The organism is Streptomyces albus subsp. albus (assembly GCF_000725885.1).
In the GTDB taxonomy this organism is placed as follows: Bacteria; Actinomycetota; Actinomycetes; order Streptomycetales; family Streptomycetaceae; genus Streptomyces; species Streptomyces albus.
Window position 1 is genome coordinate 16929 of the sequence record NZ_JODR01000042.1, and the last position, 17823, is coordinate 34751.

At 72.2% G+C, this 17823-nt stretch carries 18 protein-coding genes; 5 read left to right on the forward strand and 13 right to left on the reverse strand.

Annotated features, from left to right (window positions below; translation table 11 throughout):
* The first annotated feature begins 44 nt into the window (after positions 1 to 44).
* The gene (locus IO40_RS0131460) at positions 45 to 977 is read left to right on the forward strand and encodes an NADP-dependent oxidoreductase (protein ID WP_031027618.1); all 933 of its coding nucleotides are present in this window, start codon (positions 45 to 47) and stop codon (positions 975 to 977) included.
* 304 nt (positions 978 to 1281) lie between these two features.
* Here the strand turns inward: IO40_RS0131460 and IO40_RS0131465 are convergent, their stop codons facing one another.
* From IO40_RS0131465 to IO40_RS0131485, 4 genes are all read right to left on the reverse strand, one after another.
* Positions 1282 to 1713: a VOC family protein gene (locus tag IO40_RS0131465; RefSeq protein ID WP_016471252.1), complete on the reverse strand. Its 432-nt coding sequence runs from the start codon at positions 1711 to 1713 to the stop codon at positions 1282 to 1284.
* Between the two features lie 46 nt (positions 1714 to 1759).
* Positions 1760 to 2398, reverse strand: coding sequence for a hypothetical protein (locus tag IO40_RS0131470; protein WP_016471251.1), 639 nt, complete (start codon positions 2396 to 2398; stop codon positions 1760 to 1762).
* A gap of 194 nt (positions 2399 to 2592) precedes the next feature.
* Complete coding sequence (locus IO40_RS35140; protein WP_063831000.1) at positions 2593 to 3084, reverse strand: hypothetical protein; 492 nt, start codon at positions 3082 to 3084, stop codon at positions 2593 to 2595.
* 148 nt (positions 3085 to 3232) lie between these two features.
* Positions 3233 to 3679, reverse strand: coding sequence for a TIGR03618 family F420-dependent PPOX class oxidoreductase (locus tag IO40_RS0131485; RefSeq protein ID WP_016471249.1), 447 nt, complete (start codon positions 3677 to 3679; stop codon positions 3233 to 3235).
* A 242-nt stretch (positions 3680 to 3921) separates the two neighbouring features.
* Between IO40_RS0131485 and IO40_RS37835 the strand changes: the two genes are divergently transcribed.
* Positions 3922 to 5010: a hypothetical protein gene (locus tag IO40_RS37835; protein WP_031176591.1), complete on the forward strand. Its 1089-nt coding sequence runs from the start codon at positions 3922 to 3924 to the stop codon at positions 5008 to 5010.
* 176 nt (positions 5011 to 5186) lie between these two features.
* Here IO40_RS37835 and IO40_RS0131495 read toward each other — a convergent pair whose 3' ends face one another.
* The 8 genes from IO40_RS0131495 to IO40_RS0131535 all read right to left on the reverse strand — a co-directional run bounded on the left by IO40_RS0131495 (position 5187) and on the right by IO40_RS0131535 (position 12935).
* A complete protein-coding gene (locus IO40_RS0131495; RefSeq protein ID WP_078659844.1) occupies positions 5187 to 6350 on the reverse strand; it encodes a chitinase in 1164 nt (387 codons plus the stop codon).
* Between the two features lie 632 nt (positions 6351 to 6982).
* A complete protein-coding gene (locus tag IO40_RS0131500; RefSeq protein WP_016471246.1) occupies positions 6983 to 7237 on the reverse strand; it encodes a hypothetical protein in 255 nt (84 codons plus the stop codon).
* 527 nt (positions 7238 to 7764) lie between these two features.
* Entirely contained in the window at positions 7765 to 8220 is a 456-nt protein-coding gene (locus IO40_RS0131510; protein WP_016471245.1) for an SRPBCC family protein, read from the reverse strand.
* Positions 8221 to 8276: 56 nt separating this feature from the next.
* Positions 8277 to 9158 carry an AraC family transcriptional regulator gene (locus IO40_RS0131515; RefSeq protein ID WP_016471244.1) on the reverse strand — a complete coding sequence of 294 codons (882 nt, stop codon included), beginning with the start codon at positions 9156 to 9158 and terminating at the stop codon, positions 8277 to 8279.
* A gap of 169 nt (positions 9159 to 9327) precedes the next feature.
* Positions 9328 to 10833 carry an APC family permease gene (locus IO40_RS0131520; protein ID WP_016471243.1) on the reverse strand — a complete coding sequence of 502 codons (1506 nt, stop codon included), beginning with the start codon at positions 10831 to 10833 and terminating at the stop codon, positions 9328 to 9330.
* A gap of 282 nt (positions 10834 to 11115) precedes the next feature.
* Positions 11116 to 11589, reverse strand: a complete 474-nt coding sequence (locus tag IO40_RS35145; RefSeq protein ID WP_016471242.1) for a hypothetical protein — start codon at positions 11587 to 11589, stop codon at positions 11116 to 11118.
* 28 nt (positions 11590 to 11617) lie between these two features.
* Positions 11618 to 11923 carry a hypothetical protein gene (locus IO40_RS0131530; protein ID WP_016471241.1) on the reverse strand — a complete coding sequence of 102 codons (306 nt, stop codon included), beginning with the start codon at positions 11921 to 11923 and terminating at the stop codon, positions 11618 to 11620.
* Positions 11924 to 12092: 169 nt separating this feature from the next.
* A complete protein-coding gene (locus IO40_RS0131535; protein WP_031027640.1) occupies positions 12093 to 12935 on the reverse strand; it encodes a class I SAM-dependent methyltransferase in 843 nt (280 codons plus the stop codon).
* 920 nt (positions 12936 to 13855) lie between these two features.
* Between IO40_RS0131535 and IO40_RS0131540 the strand changes: the two genes are divergently transcribed.
* Entirely contained in the window at positions 13856 to 14515 is a 660-nt protein-coding gene (locus tag IO40_RS0131540) for a response regulator transcription factor (protein WP_016471238.1), read from the forward strand.
* Positions 14516 to 14567: 52 nt separating this feature from the next.
* Here IO40_RS0131540 and IO40_RS34395 read toward each other — a convergent pair whose 3' ends face one another.
* Positions 14568 to 14858, reverse strand: a complete 291-nt coding sequence (locus IO40_RS34395) for a hypothetical protein (RefSeq protein WP_016471237.1) — start codon at positions 14856 to 14858, stop codon at positions 14568 to 14570.
* A 184-nt stretch (positions 14859 to 15042) separates the two neighbouring features.
* Between IO40_RS34395 and IO40_RS0131550 the strand changes: the two genes are divergently transcribed.
* The gene (locus IO40_RS0131550; protein WP_016471236.1) at positions 15043 to 16353 is read left to right on the forward strand and encodes a sensor histidine kinase; all 1311 of its coding nucleotides are present in this window, start codon (positions 15043 to 15045) and stop codon (positions 16351 to 16353) included.
* A 268-nt stretch (positions 16354 to 16621) separates the two neighbouring features.
* Complete coding sequence (locus IO40_RS0131555) at positions 16622 to 17572, forward strand: SDR family NAD(P)-dependent oxidoreductase (RefSeq protein WP_016471235.1); 951 nt, start codon at positions 16622 to 16624, stop codon at positions 17570 to 17572.
* The last annotated feature ends 251 nt before the right edge of the window (positions 17573 to 17823 follow it).

A 17823-nucleotide genomic window follows, 5' to 3' on the forward strand; every position in this document is an offset into this window, starting at 1 on the left:
CACTTTAGCCAACCGGACGGGGTGTTCCGTTAGCGTCCGGCGTCATGAGAGCACTGCAATTCTCCGCATACGGTCCCGCGAGCGTCCTCAAGGTCGCCGACATACCCGAACCGCACCCGGGACCGGGCCGCATCCGGATAGCGGTGAAGGCCTCCGGCGTCACTCCGGCCGACTGTTACCTGCGTGCGGGCCGGTTCCGCGGCATGATCCCGCTGCCCCTGCCGCACGTGCCCGGCATGGACGCCGCAGGGGTGGTCGACGAGGTCGGCCCGGGCGTCCGCGGGGTCCGGCCGGGCGACGCGGTCTTCGGCCTCGTCGATCTCACCGGACACGGGGGCGCGAACGCCGAGTACGCCGTCCTGACGGCCTGGGCCCCGAAGCCGGACGCGCTGAGCTGGGAGCAGGCCGCCGCAGCCGGGAACATCGAGACCGCCACGCGCGCCCTCGACCGGCTGAAGGTCACCGCTGGCACGACCCTGCTGATCGAGGGCGCGGCGGGCGGGGTCGGCACGGTGGCCGTCCAGCTCGCGACGGCCCGCGGCGCCCGCGTCCTCGGCACAGCCGGCGCACACAACCACGCGTTCCTCACCGGGCTGGGGGCGACTCCTACCACCTACGGCCCCGGGCTGGTCGACCGGGTCACCGTGCTGGCACCGGACGGCGTCGACGCCGTCCTGGACTGCGCCGGCTCCGGCTCACTGCCCGATCTGCTGGCCATCGCGGAAAGCCCCGACCGGGTCGTCACGATCGCCGACCTGAACGCAGCGGAACACGGAGTCCACCTCTCGCGCACGGGAGGCGGCGGCCCCGGCACGGACCCCCAGGCGCTCGACGGCCTCGCCGTGGCCGCCGCTCTCGCCCAGCAGGGCCGCTTCACCGTGCCCGTCGCTGCCGTCTTCACCCTGGAGAACGCGACAGCCGCACACGAGCTGAGCGAGACCGGCCACGCCCGGGGAAAGATCGTTCTCGTCCCCTGAGGAGCCCGCAACTGCTGGCCGCGGGGGCAACGATCCTCTCGCCCCCGATGTGATCACGGCGTCGGAGCCCTCCCGGACAGCGCCGTTCACCGGGCTGAGTCAGGTCCGTTCGACAGGCTCATCACCGGGTGGCGGCGTAAGGAAGCAGACCCGGCCCGCGAGGTCCGCGTGCTGCCGGAGGACCAGCTCCTGCTGGTTGCCGTGCTGTTCGTGGACGGCGGGCCGGCCGCTGCCCGGCGGCCGGAACGGTTGCGTACGAGTGCGGAGAGGACCGAGGAAGGCGGCTGCCCGGCTCGACGAATGTTCAGTCGATACAGAACTCGTTGCCCTCGATGTCCAGCATCGGGATGCAGGACTCGTTTTCCTCATCGGCGTACAGCGTTCGCACGTGGGTCGCACCGAGCGCGACCAGTCGCGCGCACTCGGCCTCGAGCGCTGCGAGACGCTCGTCCCCCACGAGCCCGGTACCGACCCGCACGTCGAGATGCACCCGGTTCTTGGCCGTCTTGCCTTCGGGGACGCGCTGGAAATACAGGCGCGGGCCCACGCCCGAGGGATCACTGCAGGCGGACCATGACCCCTGCTGCTCAGGGGGCAGGGTGCTGTTGAAATCGTCCCAGGTCGTGAACCCCGCAGGCGGCGGCATGACGTACCCCAGCACTTCACACCAGAAGCGGGCGAGACGCTCGGGTTCCGCGCAGTCGAAGGTCACTTGGAACTTCTTGATCTCTGGCATCAGCGCACCGTACCGCGTACCAGTGGTGCGCCGCTGCCCCTGTCCCTCAGCAGTAGCCGTCCGTCCTGCCGCCGGCTGGGGCGAGGCTGGGCCAGCGACGTCCTGCTCTGTCGGAGGCGGCGGACCGGAGGAGGCCGAGGACCGTGCATCCCGGGTATCCCCCGAAACTCGCGTAAGTTCCCCGGTAGTAGCAGTTCCAGTAGCTCACGACCCGCCGCTGGGTGCGCGCGAAGAAGGCAGGGTTGTCCACGAGGAACTGCCCGTAGGCGAGGCGGCGGCTGCCGGGTGTCGCGAGATCGCGAAGCTCGTCGCGGATGACGACAAGGATCTCCACGACGTACTCGCCGACGAGTTGCACGACGAAGGGGATGACCCATGGGTCCGCGGAACCAACGACCTTCTCCAGGTGGCGTTGCCTGACCATGCCGTCGCAGTGCCTTGAGTACAGGCAGTGCAGAAGCCGTTGTTGGCGCGGCGAGAGCGACGCCACCTCCTCGGCTGACGGCTCGTCGTTGTAGAGACGCTGGGGAATCAGAACCTGCCGGCCTTCGACCGTCACCTGGAACGGGGCATGCGGCGAGAGCCCGGAGTCGGGCATCACCGACCAGACCGCCTCGGTGTCGCTCGCGAGCTCGGCCGGGAACGCGGCGATCAGCGGATTGCTGCGACGGGAAAACGGCTGCACGAGCCGAGCATAGGCGCAATCCCGGGCCAGATGGCCGGCGTTGTGATGGCTGGGGCGCTCGCGGGGCGGCTGATCACTCGCCGTCCGCTACGAGGCGGCCGTGCCGGTCGCAGCCCTCGACGAGTGGTTGTGCGCCGTCCCGCCGCGGTTGTCGGCGGCTGTGATGAGCTGGTCGAGTCGGCGCAGCGTGTGGGTCATTTCCTCGCCCCTGTCCGCGAGGCGGTCACGTTCGGCGCGCAGCATGCGGCACTGGGTGGGGGTGGTGCGCCCGCGCACTTTCGCGACAGCCCCCGGTTCGGGAGGTGCCGTCGGATGAGCGGTGCCGTCATCAGGACGAGGGCGGCGAAGGCGAGCAAGCGCTGGAGGCCCGGCTGGGCGGCGAGGCTGCTGTGCTGGATGCCGTGGACCGCGTACCAGTTGGCCGCGACGTCGGTGATCATGATGCCGCAGGCCAGGTCCGAGCCCCGTCGCCTGCCGCCGAGAAGGAGCACGGCGGCAAGGGGATCGAGGAGCGCCAGCGCGGACCAGTAGAGGTTGAGCCACGCAGGCGCCCAGGCGTAAGGCGCCAGGCCGTGCCGCAAGAGGTCGGCGATGTGTGTGACGGCGCCGACGAGGAGAAGCCCGGCCGCGATGACACAGACGGTTGCCGCCACCGGGCGCGGGGCGGAGCGCATCCATACGAGCACGCCTGGGATCCTGCCAGTCCCCCGCCGGACCGTACCGGTGGGGGTGGCTGCCGCGGTCCGCGGCACGGCACGGGCCCGGTGCGGCCGGACAGGCGCGGGGCTGCGCCGGGCCCGCGCGGTCCGGTCGGGCAGCACGCGGGCGTGCCGGTCAGGAAGCGGGGACCGGGCCGCCGGGCCGGAACCGCTCCACCCCGACGATGTGCCGGACCTTGACCGGGCGCACGATCACCGCGACCCGCTGCTCCCCGGGCATGATCCACTCGAAGCGCTCGCTGCCCAGGTACTTGCGGGCCAGCCGGTCCATCCGGTCGTGCGCCTCCTCCCCCTCGATGAAGCGGTCGACCACACCGCTGATCTGCACTCTGTCGAAAGGATCGGTGGCATCCGCGTGGGAGAGGTAGACACGGGGGTCGCGGCGCAGGTTCTCCTCCTTCACCCGGCCCACCGAGGTGTTGAACGTCAGTCCGTTCTCTCCCTCCAGGTCCACCCACATCGGGCTGACCTGCGGTGCACCGTCTGCGCACACGGTGCCGACGTACCAGATGTGGGGGGCCAGCAGTCGAGCGCGGACGGCTTCGTCGAACGTCGCAGTCATCCCGGGAGGCTACCAACCATGATCGACCGGGCGGGCCGGGGGGATAGTGCGGCCGGGCACCGCACCCGTGGTATTCCGCACAACGGTTCCTCCGCCTTCCGTCGGGCGGTTTCCGCGTCCCCGTGTTCCGTCCGCCAGGAATACCCGCGCGACGCCGGAAGGAGGCCGAAAAACGCCGCGTCGTATGAGCACTGCATGGGGAGGTTGCAGCGGTCACACGCTCGGAACGATCAGGGGGTCAGGTGCCGCGCAAACAGGAGTTCGCCGATGCGGTCAAAGAACTGCGCGAGTTCAGAGAAACGTTCGAAGAACTCGGTGCTGCGCACGAACGGCTGGAGCGTCTCGACGACCCGAGGGTCGGTTTGACCGCGCTGCGCGGGAAGATTACGGAAAGCCGCCTGGAAATCGAAAAATTCGTACAGACGTGCGTGGCCGGATTGCAGGAGAAGAACTGCGAAGCCGACCGACGCCATCAACAGGCGCTCGAGGAGCTGCGCACGGCGCGCGAAGAACTCCGGGACCTGGCGGACGCCTTACGCGCCGCCCTGCCGCCCGAGGCCGGCGCACCCGCGGGCGATGAGGACCCGGCCGGGGACGGCGGAGCGGAGCATTCCGCCGAAACCCGCGCCGACGACCCCGCGGAACCGGCGGAAGCCGAGCCGGCTCCGGCTCCGGCTCCGGCTCCGGCTCCGGCTCCGGCTCCGGCTCCGGCTCCGGCTCCGGCAATCGAAGAGCACCAGCACACCGACCCCGGCTCCGGCCGGAGGGGGGAACCCATGGAGGACTCCGCGCAGCGGCCCGAATCCGGGGACGAAGGCCGCCAGGACCAGCATGAGTTGAAGCAGGCGATCGAGGCGGCCTACCGCCGCGCCAAGGCGCCGTCCCCGGCGGTTTCCCCGGCCGCGTCCCCAGCTTCCCAGGATGGCGCGGACACGGACACGGCCGAGAGCCCGCAGGTCACCCATGGCGTCGTACTGCTCCGGGCCGCGGGCGTCGCACAGGCGGAACTGCTCGCTCACCGCGACGCCTGGGAATGGCTCCTCGTGCAGGCCGCCCGCCACCGGCACTTCCGCACCGCGCCCCAGGTGGAGGAGCTGAAGGGGGGACGGATCCGGACCGTCCTCTCCGGTCGGGCCCTCATCGCCCTGCTGATCGAGCTGTGGAAGACCCGTGACTCCGTTCCGGCGCTGGACGACGGCGACTGGCCTCTGGCGACGCTGTTCTACGACCGCATCGCCGACCAGCTCACCGATGTCGCGGCCCAGGGCGAGACCATCCGCATCGTCCTGGACGACGGCCTGCCCAAGCCGGCCAGCGACGACAACGGCTGACAGCGAGCGGCGGAGGCGGTGCGGGCCGACCGGGCTGGCGCCCTGGCCGGCCCGCACCGCCCGCCTTCGTGCTTCCAGGGACGCCGTGCCCCGGAACCACTGCCCGGGCATGGGCGCCACTGCGCCCCTGCTCCGGTCGCGGCTGCTGCTCCGGTCGCGGCTCCGCGCCGGAATGCTCACCAATACTGGTCGAAGTTCCTGGAGAACTCCCGGTTGTTGAAGCCGTCCCAGTTGATCGACCAGGTCATCAGTCCGCGCAGGGCGGGCCAGGTGCCGTGCGGGCGGTAGGAGCCGCAGTCGGTGCCCTTGGTCAGACAGTTGAGGGCTTTGTTCACCTCACCGGGCGGAACGTGTCCGTTGCCGGCGAGCGGGGAGGCGGGCATGCCGATGGCGACCTTCTCCGGGGGCAGTGCGGGGAAGATGTTTCCCGTGTTGCCGCCGACCGGGAATCCGGTGAGCAGCATGTCCGTCATGGCGATGTGGAAGTCGGCGCCGCCCATTTGGTGGTACTGGTTGTCGAGCCCCATGACCGGGCCCGAGTTGTAGTCCTGGACATGCAGCAGTGTCAGCTCGTTCCGCAGCGCGTGGATGACGGGGAGATAGGCACCCGCGCGCGGGTCGCCGCCCCATTGGCCGGAACCGTAGCGCTGATAGCCGAGTTGGACGAAGAACGTCTCGGGGGCCATCGTGAGGACGAAGTCCTGACCGTACTTTGCCTTGAGGGTCTTGACGGCGGAGATCAGGTTCACGATCACCGGTGTCCTGGGGTTCCGGAAATCGGTGTCGCCCGCGTTCAGCGAGAGCGAGTGCCCCTCTAAATCGATGTCTAGGCCGTCGAGACCGTACTCGTCGATGATCGCCGAGACGGAGGAGACGAATTTGTCGCGGGCGGCTGTCGTGCTCAGCTGCACTTGGCCGTTCTGGCCGCCGATGGAGATGAGGACCTTCTTGCCCTGGGCCTGTTTGGCCTTGACGGCGGCTTTGAACTCGTCCTTCGTCTCCACGTTCGGACATTCGGACCGCGGACAGAGACTGAAGCGTATGTCGCCGGACGTCGGGGAGGTCGGCTCTCCGAAGGCGAGGTCGATGATGTCCCAGCTGTCCGGGACGTCCGCGAGCCGCGTGTAGCCGGACCCGTTGGCGAAGCTGGTGTGCAGATAGCCGACCAGCGCGTGTTCGGGGATTGCTGCGCCGGTGGACGCCCCAGGGGCGGGTGCGGCGGCGGACTCGGTGACGGGGGATGCGAACAGTCCCACGGCTGCGAGGACACCTGCCGCGAGGGAGGCACGGAGACGGCCTCTGCGTCGGCCGGGGCGCGAACGGAAACGGGAAGGAGCCACGGCTTCCTCCGGTGTAGGGGGTGGTGGGGGGTGGAAGAGCGGGACACCCGTCAAGTTGGTCCAGACCAATACGGGTGTCAAGAGCCCGCACATCACCGATCACTCGGCGCCATGCTGTGACAGCTGGAGGGGGACACCAGGTGATCGAGACCGAACGGCTCGCGCTGCGCCCCCTTCTGGCCGAGACGTCGTCGCGCTCGTCGCACTCGTTGTTTTCGTCGCGCTCATCGCGTTCGACCCGTTGGACGCGTTCGACGAGGGGCGACGAGGGCGAGCGGGTGCACCGGTTCATCGGCGCCGACGGGCGCGAACAGCCCCTGGAGCGCTGCCGTCGGCGTAGGGGCGCGGCTACGCGAAACGGAAGGGGACCGCGCGAGTCCGGAGCGGGGACTTCGCGACGCTGGACGAGGAACCGCTCCATCACCGTGATCGGTGGCGGAGCGGCCGGACAGCACCTCATCCCGCGCAGGGGTGAAGCCGCTCCGCCACGGCGTACTCCGTGGGCAGGCCGGCCCCGGGTCGGGGGCCGGGACGCGGGGCGCCGGCCATGCCCGTCGAGCGGCGGCTCCGGCGGCCGGCACGGCGGCGTGGGTTGCCATGCCGGCGACGGCATCGGAAGGGGCTGCCCCGGGTCAGTGCGGAGCCTGTGCGGGGCCTTCGCCGCGGATGCGGTCGAGGATGTCGAAGTGAAGCGCAGCCAGACCGCCGGGAGGCAGCGGGGCGGGGCTGCCGGTGAGGGTGTACCACTCGTCGGCGCCGGTGTACTGGACCGTGATGTCGGCGCGCCTGTCGGGCAGGAGAACGGTGCACACCGTCAGGTCGCCGGTGATGACGCCGACCTCGTCGGTCATCGCTCCACCGGCTCCCGCGGTCACCGCGTCCATCATCTGCCGAGTCTCACGTTTGCGGTCATGTGTGTTCATAAGGTGCAGGTATCCAGCACGCGGCCGAATTAGCGCCTCGTGGCCCCGCTCACCTGCGGACAGTGGGGTGACTCGGCCACGCTGCACGAGCATGTGCGGGTGCACCGGCAGGGTGCGGCGGCCGGCGCCGGCGGATCCAGGAGGTGTCGCCCGCGCGCGGCTCCGGAGGACCGGCGACGGGCGCGGCAGGCCCGTCGCGCGTCACGCCCCCGCGACGACCAGCGACCGTGCCGGTGGCCGTGCCGTGGCGGGTGGCCGGGGCCGGTCGCCGCGGCCGGGTCCGCGCTTGTGCTCGTATGCCCTTCGCCCCGTGGGCCCGGTGGCCCGGGCGCCGGCGACCGGGCCGGGGTGCCCGGGTTCGCCGGAGTTGGCCGCGGCACGGATCGTCCGGATCTGGCCGTCGGGCGGGGCGCCCACGTGCTGCACGTGGGCGCCCCGGAGGGCCGGACGGAAGCAGCGGGGCGGCCACCCGGTACAGGACCTCCCCGCGGTCAGCCGGCCCCGGCCCGGCGCTCCTCCGCTGCGGCGTACGCGGCCAGGCCGTCCGCCATGCGCTGCATGAAGCGGGTCAGATACCACTGCCAGAACCGCCCGGTGAAACGGGGCTTGGGCTCGAAGCGCCCCGACCAGGTGAGGTCGGTGCCGCCCTGCGGAGCCTCGGCGAGTTCGACGGTGCCCCGGTAGAACCGGAACGGCGCGCCCAGGTTCTCGTAGCCGAACAGCCGGTCGGCGACCAGTTCGACGACGCGTTCCCGGGAGACGGACCGGCCGGTGCGGAAGACCCGGGTGTCACCGACCCCCTGCCGCTCCCCCGGATCACCGCCGCCCTCGGTCTCGGCGGCGTCGATCGGTGACCACAACGGCCAGGTGGACGGACGGACGAGCAGCGAGAAGACTGCTTCGGGGGGCGCGAGCGAATGTGCGGTGACGGTGTAGCTGTAGGGCATGGCGCCACGCTAGGTCGGCCGTGCGGGGAGGGCGATGCGCCAGATTGCTCACCCGTCTACACGATCCTGCGGTACGCCGAGGGCCGGACGCCGACGTGTGCCAGGAACGCCGAGGACAGGCTGCCGGGGCTCGCGAAACCGCAGCGCTGGGCGATCTGCGCCAAGGGGAGATCGGTGGTGGTGAGCAACTCCTGTGCCCGCTCGATCCTCAGCCGCGTCAGATACCGGTACGGGGTCTGGCCGGTTGCCGCACGGAAGACACGGATGAAGTGGTAGACGCTCAGGTGCGCTTCGGCGGCGATCTCGGCCAGGGTCAACGGGTCGGCCAGCCGCTGCCGCATCAGCGCGATGCCCGCGCGGACGGCCGCGCGCTCGGGGCCCGGTGCGCGGTGGTCCCGGCCGCCCGTCAGCAGATGCGTGACGAGGAACGCGGCGGCCGATTCCGCGTACAGGTCGTCGGCACCTCCGGCCGCGGGCAGGGCACGCATGATCTGCTCGACGACCGTGTCGCCCGCGGCGACACGGTCCCGGATCGCTTCGAAGTCGGGGGCGCCGCCGCCCAGTTCGCCCGCTGTCCGGTCCACCGTGGCCCGCGGGATGTGAACCTGGACGGTGCTCAGGGTGGACGTCGCGCGGTAGCTGCGCACGGTCGCGTGGCCGGGCACCATCAGTTCCAGGCGGCCGGGGACCCAGCGCCGCCGGGTCGCTCTTCCGCCACTGCGCACCCGCATCGTGGTGTCCCCGCCGGTGCACAGCACCAGGTGCAGGTCGGACACCCCGGGCAGCGGGAACGACTCGGCCTCCCGGGCGTGGGTGAAGCACTGCACGAGCATCGACCGCCAGCCCGCGGTCTGCCAGCTGCAGTAGGTGTGCCGCACGAGCCCGTCCGCGTCGCAGTCCGCGTACGGCGCCAGGTCGAAGTCCCGGGAGTCGAACACCCTGCCACCCTACGTCCGGGCCGCCGCACGGGACCGCACGGCTCGGACCACCCGTCAGCGGCCTGCTCACGGCGGGGCAGGCGCATGGCGCGCCCCGGCCGTCTGCCGTTCCTGCCGGCGGCGCCGGGTGTCGCGAGGCCGCCGCGGCTCCCCCGTCGGACCGCTCCGGTCACCGCGGCCCGTCCCACGGGTCATCCAGCGGCACCGCCGCGCCCCTGCCCTGCTCGACGGCATCACCGCCCTGCGCCACCGCGCCCCTGCCCTGCTCGGCGGCGTGCCGGTCCTTCGCCGCGGCGTCCGGTCCCGGCCCCACCACCTCCGGGTGCCGGCCGGGGGTCTTCCGTTCCGGCTCGGGGCGCCGGCCCGCCCGGCGGCGCAGGGCGGCGACGACGGCCAGGACGAGGCCGACGGCCAGTACGGCGGCGCCGCGCAGCCACACCTCCGCCTCGACCTGAGTGGCCAGCAGCACACAGGAGACGGCACCGAGCACGGGCACCACCGCCGGGGTGCGGAAGTGGTCACGCTCGGCCGGCCTGCGCCGCAGCACCAGCGCGGCGGTGTTCACCAGGAAGAAGACCACCAGCAGCAGGAGCACCAGGGTGGAGGCGAGCACGGCGACACTGCCGGTCAGGGCGAGAAGCAGGGACAGGGCCGTGGTGGCGACGACGGCGACCCACGGCGTACGGCGTCCGGGCAGCACCCGGGACAGGACGCCCGGCAGCAGCCCGTCACGTGCCATCCCGAAGGCGAGGCGGGAGGCCATGATGCCGGTGAGCAGCGCGCCGTTGGCCACGGCGACCAGCGCCACCACGCTGAAGAGACGCGGCGGCACCCCGCCGGCCTCCCGGACCACCTCCAGCAGCGGGCCGCTGCTGTGCACCAGCGTGTGCGCCGGTACGGCCGCCGCGGCGACGCAGCCGACCAGCAGGTACACCAGCCCGGCCGTCAGCAGCGCGCCGAACAGGGCGCGCGGGTAGGAGCGCCGTGGATCGCGGGTCTCCTCGGCCACGTTGACGGACGTCTCGAAGCCGACGAACGAGTAGTAGGCCAGCACGGCTCCGCCGAGTACCGCGGCGACCGGGCCGTGGTGGACCGTGCCCACGTCGGCCAGCCGTCGCGGGTCCCCGTCGCCGCGTGCCAGCACCCAGGCGCCGAGCGCGATGACGAGGAGCAGGCCGCCGACCTCGATGCCGGTGGCGACGGCGTTGGCGCGGGTGGAGGCGCTGATACCGCGCAGGTTGAGCAGGGCGAGCGCGGCCAGGAACACGAGCGCGACCAGGGCGACGGGCAGCGAGACGAACTCGGTGAGGTAATCACCGGCGAAGCCACGCGTCAGCGCCCCCACCGACACCACCCCGGCGGCCAGCATGCAGAATCCGGCGAGGAAGCCGACGAACGGGCCGTAGGCGAGGGCGGCGTAGTGGGCGGCGCCCCCGGCGCGCGGGGAACGGGTGGCCAGCTCCGCGTAGGACGCCGCCGTCAGCAGGGCGAGGCACAGTGCCGCGGTCAGCGGCAGCCACACCGCCGGCCCGGATTCGGCCGCGACCTGGCCCACCAGGACGTAGGCCCCCGCTCCCAGGACGTCGCCGAGGATGAAGAAGTACAGGAGCGGGGTGGTGAGGGCCTGCCGTAGGGGGGAGGAACGGTTCGTCTGCGCACCGGGGGTCTGATCCATGGGCCACGTGTGCCCGCTCAGGTGACGGAACACCTCGCGGTGACCACCGTTCGGGCGGCTGGCCGGGCGCCCGGCCCCGTGCCCTGCCCGCTGAGTGCCGTACAGCGCTCCCCTCGCTGCCGGTACGGGAACGGAGGCCCGGGAACAGTGCTTCCGACGCCTCGGGCCGCAGCCGCGCATAGGCTGCCGGCCCCCGCCGGGTGACGGCGGGGGCCGGCAGTCTCATGCGCTGCTCGGGCCGTCGCGGGAAGCGACTCGAAGAGGCTGTGCCGCGACAGCCGCTCAGTGCGGCAGAGTGCCGTACTGAGCGGTGAGGAAGGCGCGTTGTTCCTCGTCGTCGGGGAGTGTGAAGTCGGCCGACCAGGGGACGGGGCAGGGGCCCGAGTGCTCGATCTCCGGGCACAGGGTCGCCGTCAACTGGTCGAGCAGTTCGCCGGCGTTCTCCGGGTCGCCGGAGACACCGATGCGCAGCTCATGGACCGCGCGACCGTCCGGTGACTGCCCCGGGTGCTCCACCTGCCACTGCTCGGGGAGCTCGGCGTACAGTTCCCGGACGGTCATCTCGTCGTCCAGGCCGGGAGCGGCCAGTTCGCTCGCTCCCGCGGTCTTCAGCACCCATTCCGCCGCCGCTTCCTCCCGCTGCGGCACCAGTTCGGAGAGGCGTTTCCGTACGGACGCGGTCACGCTGGAAAGCTCCTCGGCACTGGCGAACACGCCGATGCGCAATTCGTAGAGCGAGATTCTGACGGCGTTCACGGGGGCTCCTGTTCTCCCGGATGACGGCCTAATGGACGCTGATCGTGCGGCAGTGCTTGGCTCGGTATCCCCTGCCGACACTGTCGTTCGCGTTCTTCTTCGCGGCTGCGACCGCCGCGGGCTTCGTCCTGCCCCGCCCCGTACCGAACACGAAGCCGACCGCGTTGTTGTCGCTGAGCCTGATCTTCGAGCATTTGACCTTGGCAGTGTAGCTCTTGAGGACCACCGCAGGACCGAGGGCTTCGTACGCCGACGCGGTCGAGACGGGGAGGCTCAGCGAGGCGGCGGTGAGGACCGCCGCCAGGGAAATCCGGACGCGCTGCGAAGTGGTCACGCTTTCCTCCTTGAGGATCCGGGATCGTGATGCCGGCGCTCAATTGAAGCCTCCCTGACGGGAAGGCGGAGGCAGCTAATCGTCCAAACCACGCGCACGTGTGAATACCCGGAGCGATATTCCTCCCATAGCACAAGCCGCACTCGGTCCTGCACCGGCGTACCGCTCGCTACAGCCGGCGGGAGGGGACGCTCGCGCGGGCGAGGACGGACAGTTCGAACGGCCGGAGGGCGTCGGTGCGTTCCCATTCCGAGGCGTCGACCGTCTCGCGTTGCCGCACGTACTCGACCGGCCGGAGGCCGTGTCCGAGCAGGAGGGCGTCCATCTCCTCGATGCCCAGGAAGGTCCGCCAGGGCTCGCCCTGCTCGGCAGCCGCCGCCATGACGAGCTCCGCGTACGACTGACCCGCCGCGTCACGGAGTCCGGCCGGGAGAAGGTGCTCCACGATCAGTTCGGTGCCGGGCGCGAAGCCACTGACGACCGACAGCGTCTGCCCGATCGCTTCCGGGGTGAGATACATCGTGACCCCGAGCCAGCTGATCAGCGCGGGCCGGGCCGGATCGAAGCCGGCCCGGACGAGGTGACCGGCCAGCGAGTCGGCGGATTCCTTCTCGAAATCGACGGGGACGAAAACGGCGGACGGCGGCACCTTCGTATCCGTCTCCGACAGCACGGCCCGCTTCCAGCACTGGGTCGCCGGCTTGTCCACCTCGAACACCCGTATGCGGTCGGCCAGTGCCGAGCGGTAGGCGAAGGAGTCCAGCCCCGCGCCGAGGATCACGTACTGGTCGAGTCCCCGGCCGATCAGCTCGGAGAGCCGGTCCTCGGTGTAGCGGCTGCGGGTGACGGCCGTCGACCGTGCGCCCGCCAGGACCGGATAGCTGCCGTATGCGCGGTGATAGCCGAGGAGTTCTTCGGCGCGTTCACCCAGGAAAGTCTGCGCCAGGGTGTCGACGAAGATCGAAGGTGCGTCGTCGACGAGGAGATGGGCCGCGCGTGCGGCAGCCGACATGAGAGCCGTTCGACTGGGGTGTCCGTTGTTCTTCACGGCGAAGGACCTTAACCCGAGATTTTCACATGTTAACACAAAGAAAAATCTTCCATAAGGCCCTTCGAGTTCCGATCCGATAACGGGTGGCCGGGCAATCGGACGAAGAATATGTGGGCTTTCCTGCTTCCCGGAACGCAACCGCGGAATTCCTCGCGGAACCGCGAGGCCGGCCCGGCAGCCGGGACGGGTGACAGACCACGGGCCCCGGCCGCAACCGGCCGGGGCCCGTGGTGCCTCGGGTTCCGCTGTCAGGTGCGGGCCAGCGCCTGTGCGGGCGGGGTGCGCAGAGCCCGACGGGTGGGCAGACACCGTGAGGGTCACCTCGTCCAGCGCCCGCACCCGACCGGGATACGTCTTGCTGACGGCCGCCGGCTCCACGGCGGGCGCCTGCCGCCCGATGCCGCTCCCGGGGTCCCGGACGGGGACGAGCCGCACGGTCTTCTCGTGCCCCCAGGCGCGCACGGGCCTCATGCCTCCTCCCTCGTGCCGTGGTGGGCGGCGGGCGCGGCGGCGCGGGGCGGGGCGGCCGGGGCGGAGGCGGTCCGGGCCGGCCGCGGTGTCCGGGGCCTCGCGAGGCCACGGGAGGGATCGGTCACGGCATGCTCCTTGCTCGTGCGTGCGTCGAGGACGCGGCACGCTAGGAACGATCGGCGGGGCGGACGATCCGGCCAGCGGGAAGCCGGGGGTACAGCAGGCTGTACCTGCCGTGTGCGGCAACCTCCTTTGCGTGCCCGCTACTTGGCCCCGCGGCACAGCGGTGACCGGCGTTGCCCTATTGTCGCTGTCCGGGCGGCGCGCAGGCAGCGCAGGCAGTGCGGCCCGGCGGAGGACGCACGGGACGGCCGGTACGCCGGGGCCGTCAGCAGGGAAGAGAGCGTGTCATGCGGGTTGTGATAGCCGAGGACGATCCGCTGCTGCGCGAGGGGCTGGCGCTGCTGCTGCGTGCGGAGTCCTTCGACGTCGTGGCCACGGCCGGGACGCCCGAGGAGTTCCTGGCCGCGGTGGAGACGCACGGACCCGATGTCGCCATCGTCGACGTCCGGATGCCCCCTACGCACACCGACGAGGGCATCAAGGCGGCGGTGCGGGCCAGGCGCAGCCGGCCGGGACTGGCCGTGCTCGTCCTGTCCGCCTACGTCGAGCAGGCGTTCGCCACCGAGCTGCTGGCGGAGGGCAGCGCCCGGCTCGGTTACCTCCTCAAGGAACGGGTCGGCCGGGTCCAGGAGTTCCTCACCGCGCTGCACCGGGTGGCGGACGGGGGCACGGCCATCGACCCGGAGGTCGTCACGCAGCTGTTCGCCCGCACCCGGCCCGACGCCCACCTGGACCGGCTCAGCCCCCGCGAGCGCGACGTGCTGGCCCTGATGGCGGAGGGGCTGGGCAACGCGGCGATCGCCGAGCGGCTGCGGATCACCGAGGGTGCGGTGCACAAGCACATCCGCAGCATCTTCGCGAAGCTCGGTCTGGCCCCCACCGACCGTACGGACCGCCGGGTCGCTGCCGTGCTCCGCTATCTCGACGACGCGCGCCGCCGCGCCTGAGCACCGGCCGGCGCCCCGGCTGCCCGTGCACGGGCAGCCACGGCGGCCCGGCTCAGCGGCGGGGCTGCCCGGGGCCGCCGTACGGGCCGGGAGCGGGGCGGGGCTCCCGGTGTCCGCGCCGCCGCACGAGGACGAGGCCGACGATGCAGGCGGCGGTGACCAGTCCGCAGGCCAGGTTGACCCTGGGGGCGACACCGATACCGGAGACCACCATGTTGGCCGTGGCACTCAGGACCAGCAGAGCCCACAGCACCCCGCGCAGGAGACCGGCCGGTGCGGGGCGCCCGGCGTGTTCGGGGCCGCCGCTCGCGGGGGTGAGACGGTAGGCGTCGCTCTCGGGCATCCCGGTTCCTTTCGCACGGCGGACGCAGCGTCCGCACTCCGCATCCGGACGATAGGGAACCGGACGGCGGGAGCCGATCCCGCGGGCGGGTCGGTCCTGGTACAGCAGGCTGTACCGTCCACCGCGTGACGGCGCAGCGGGCGGGGCGCGGCGGCACAGGGGTGTCGGCGAAGGGGAGGCGGGCATGACGACAGGCCAGGGCACGGGGGCGGAGACGGCCGGCGCGGAGGCGGGACTTTCCGCCGGCGGCCGACGCGAGGCGGGCTTCACGTCCGCACTCGCCTCGACGGCTTCCCGCGCGGTGACCGCGCTGGAGCAGCTGGCGGGCGGCCTGGGTACCGCCGCACTCGCCCTGTTCGTCCTGCTGTTGCTGTCCTTGGGGGTGGTCACGATCCCGCTCGGCATCGGCCTGTACCTCACACCGGTCGCGCTGCGCGCGATGCACGGCGTGGCCCGCAGGGAACGGGACCGGCTCGGCCGGTGGGGGCCCGAAGTGGTGGGCCCCGGGCCGCTGTCCACGCGGTTGGGCACCGCCTGGGCCGACCCGGACACGCACCGCGTCCTGCGCTGGCTCGTCCGGCACGCCACGTCCGGCCTGGTGCTGGGCATGCTCGGCGTGGTGCTGCCTCTCTTCGCCCTGCGGGACACCACTTTCCCGCTGTGGTGGAGCTTCGTCCCGGAGGGCGTGTCGAGCACCTCGGTGGGGGTGGGCATCGCGCACAGCTGGGTCGATGCCACCGCCGCGGGTCTGCTCGGCATCGGCTGGACCGCCATCATCCTGGGGCTGGCTCCCGGCATGGCCCGGCTCCAGGCCCGTCCCGGCCGGCGTCTGCTGACGGCCGGCCCCGAGACGGATCTGTCACTGCGCGTCGCGGAGCTCACCGCGACCCGGGCAGAGGCGCTGGACGCCCACGCCAGCGAACTGCGCCGCATCGAGCGGGCGTTGCACGACGGCGCCCAGAACCGGCTGATCACGGTCACCGTCCTGCTGGGTGCCGCCCGCCGCACGGTGGCCCGTGACCCGGCGGACGCCGACGAGCTGCTGGAGCGGGCCCAGTCGGCGGCCGAACAGGCCCTGGCCGAACTGCGCACCGTCTCGCGGAGCATCCTGCCGCCCGTGCTGGCCGACCGCGGGCTGGAGGGCGCGCTGACCGGGCTGGCCACGAGCTGCGCCGTACCGTGCGGAATCGAGGTCGAAGCCCCCGGGCGGTGCGCCGCCTCCGTCGAGGCGACCGCCTACTTCGTGGTGGCCGAGGCGCTGTCGAACGTCACCAAGCACAGCGGTGCCCGCCGGGCCGCCGTCACGGTGGGCGGAGGGGGCGGGCACCTTCGGCTGCGTGTCGAGGACGACGGCCGGGGCGGCGCGGAGGAGGGCGGCGGTTCGGGGCTGGCCGGTATCCGCCGCCGCGTCGCCGCCCACGACGGTTCCCTCACCCTGACCAGTCCGCCCGGCGGCCCGACGGTGCTGGAGGTGCTCCTGCCCAGCGGCGTGTGAGCGGGCGCGCCGGCGTTCCGGTGCCCCCGGGGCTCCTCCCGCGCCGCCGGCTTTCCGCCCCGGGACAGCCGGTGTCCTCACGCCGGCGCGGGACAGCCGCTGTCCTCCGCCGGGTGCGCGCCGTCGGTGGAGTGTCGGACCGCGCGGAAGGCCGTCGGCAGTCTGTCGGCGGGGTGTCGGCCGTGACTGGGAGCGTGGCCGGCGGGCCGCTCCGAGCACGGGCGGCCGTGACCGTTCCGTCCGTACGCCGGCAAGGGAGTCCTCCGTCATGTCACATCCGTCCTCCGCCCCGCGCTGGGACGTGCGCCGTCCGCCGAGCGCCGAGGGAAGTGTCTTCCTGGTCACCGGCGGCAACGCGGGCATCGGCTGTTTCGTCGCCGAACAGCTCGCCGCGAGCGGAGCGACCGTCGTGCTCGGAAGCCGCAGCGCGGCGAGGGCCGAAGCCGCCCTGGGCTCGATCCGCTCCCGGGTGCCCGGCGCGCGGGTGCGTGCCGTACCGCTGGACCTCGCCGATCCGTCGTCTCTTGGGCCGTCGGTGGACGCGCTGGGGGTGGACCGCCTCGACGCCGTGGTCCACAACGCCGGTGTCGCGCTCGACGATCCGCCGCGCCAGGAGACCCGTGACGGTCACGAGCTGATGTTCGGCACGAACCACCTGGGGCATTTCGCGCTGACCCACTGGCTGATGCCGCTGCTGTCGGCCGCACCGGCGGCGCGCGTCGTGACCGTGGGCAGTTTCGCGGCGAAGACGGAGCGGCTGGACCTGGCCGACCTCCAGTCCCGGCACGACTACCGGCCCAAACGCACCTACGGGAGGTCGAAGCTGGCGCAGATGTACTTCGGTCTCGAACTCGACCGCCGGCTACGGGCGCTGGGCAGCACGGTGACGAGCGTGGTGGCGCACCCCGGTGGCGCTCTCGACTCGTTGACGCCGTCCCGGCCGCCGGTGCACGTACGGACCACCGCGGCACGGCTGCGCTCGGCACCGGCCGCGCTGTTCGTCCAGGGCAAGCACGCCGGGGCGTGGCCGGTGGTCCGGGCCGTGCTCGACCCCGCGGTGCGCGGGGGGCAGGTGTGGGGACCACGTTTCTTCGGCCTGCGCGGTCAGCCGCGTCAAGAGACGGTGTGGCCTCACCTGGCCGACCCGTCCGTCGCGGCGGCGCTGTGGGAGGCCAGTTGCGCGTTGACCGGCGTGGACCCGGTCGGCGCGCCCGGATGACATTCCGCGCTCGGCCCTGCCCGGCCGGTTGCGACGTGCTCGCGTGTGCGGCCGGGAACGAACAGTCCCCCGACCGGTGACTGCCGTGCGCGGGGCCGGGGCAGCCCCCTCCCTCGTGGCCGCCGCCCACGAGCCGGGCTGCGCGGGCGACCCCCCGTTATGTTGTTCGCGGTCCTGCAAGAGGGCTGCTGGCCTCCGGGCCCGGTATGACTGTTGCCCCCTGTCGAACAGATGACCCGGGGGGTGGTGTC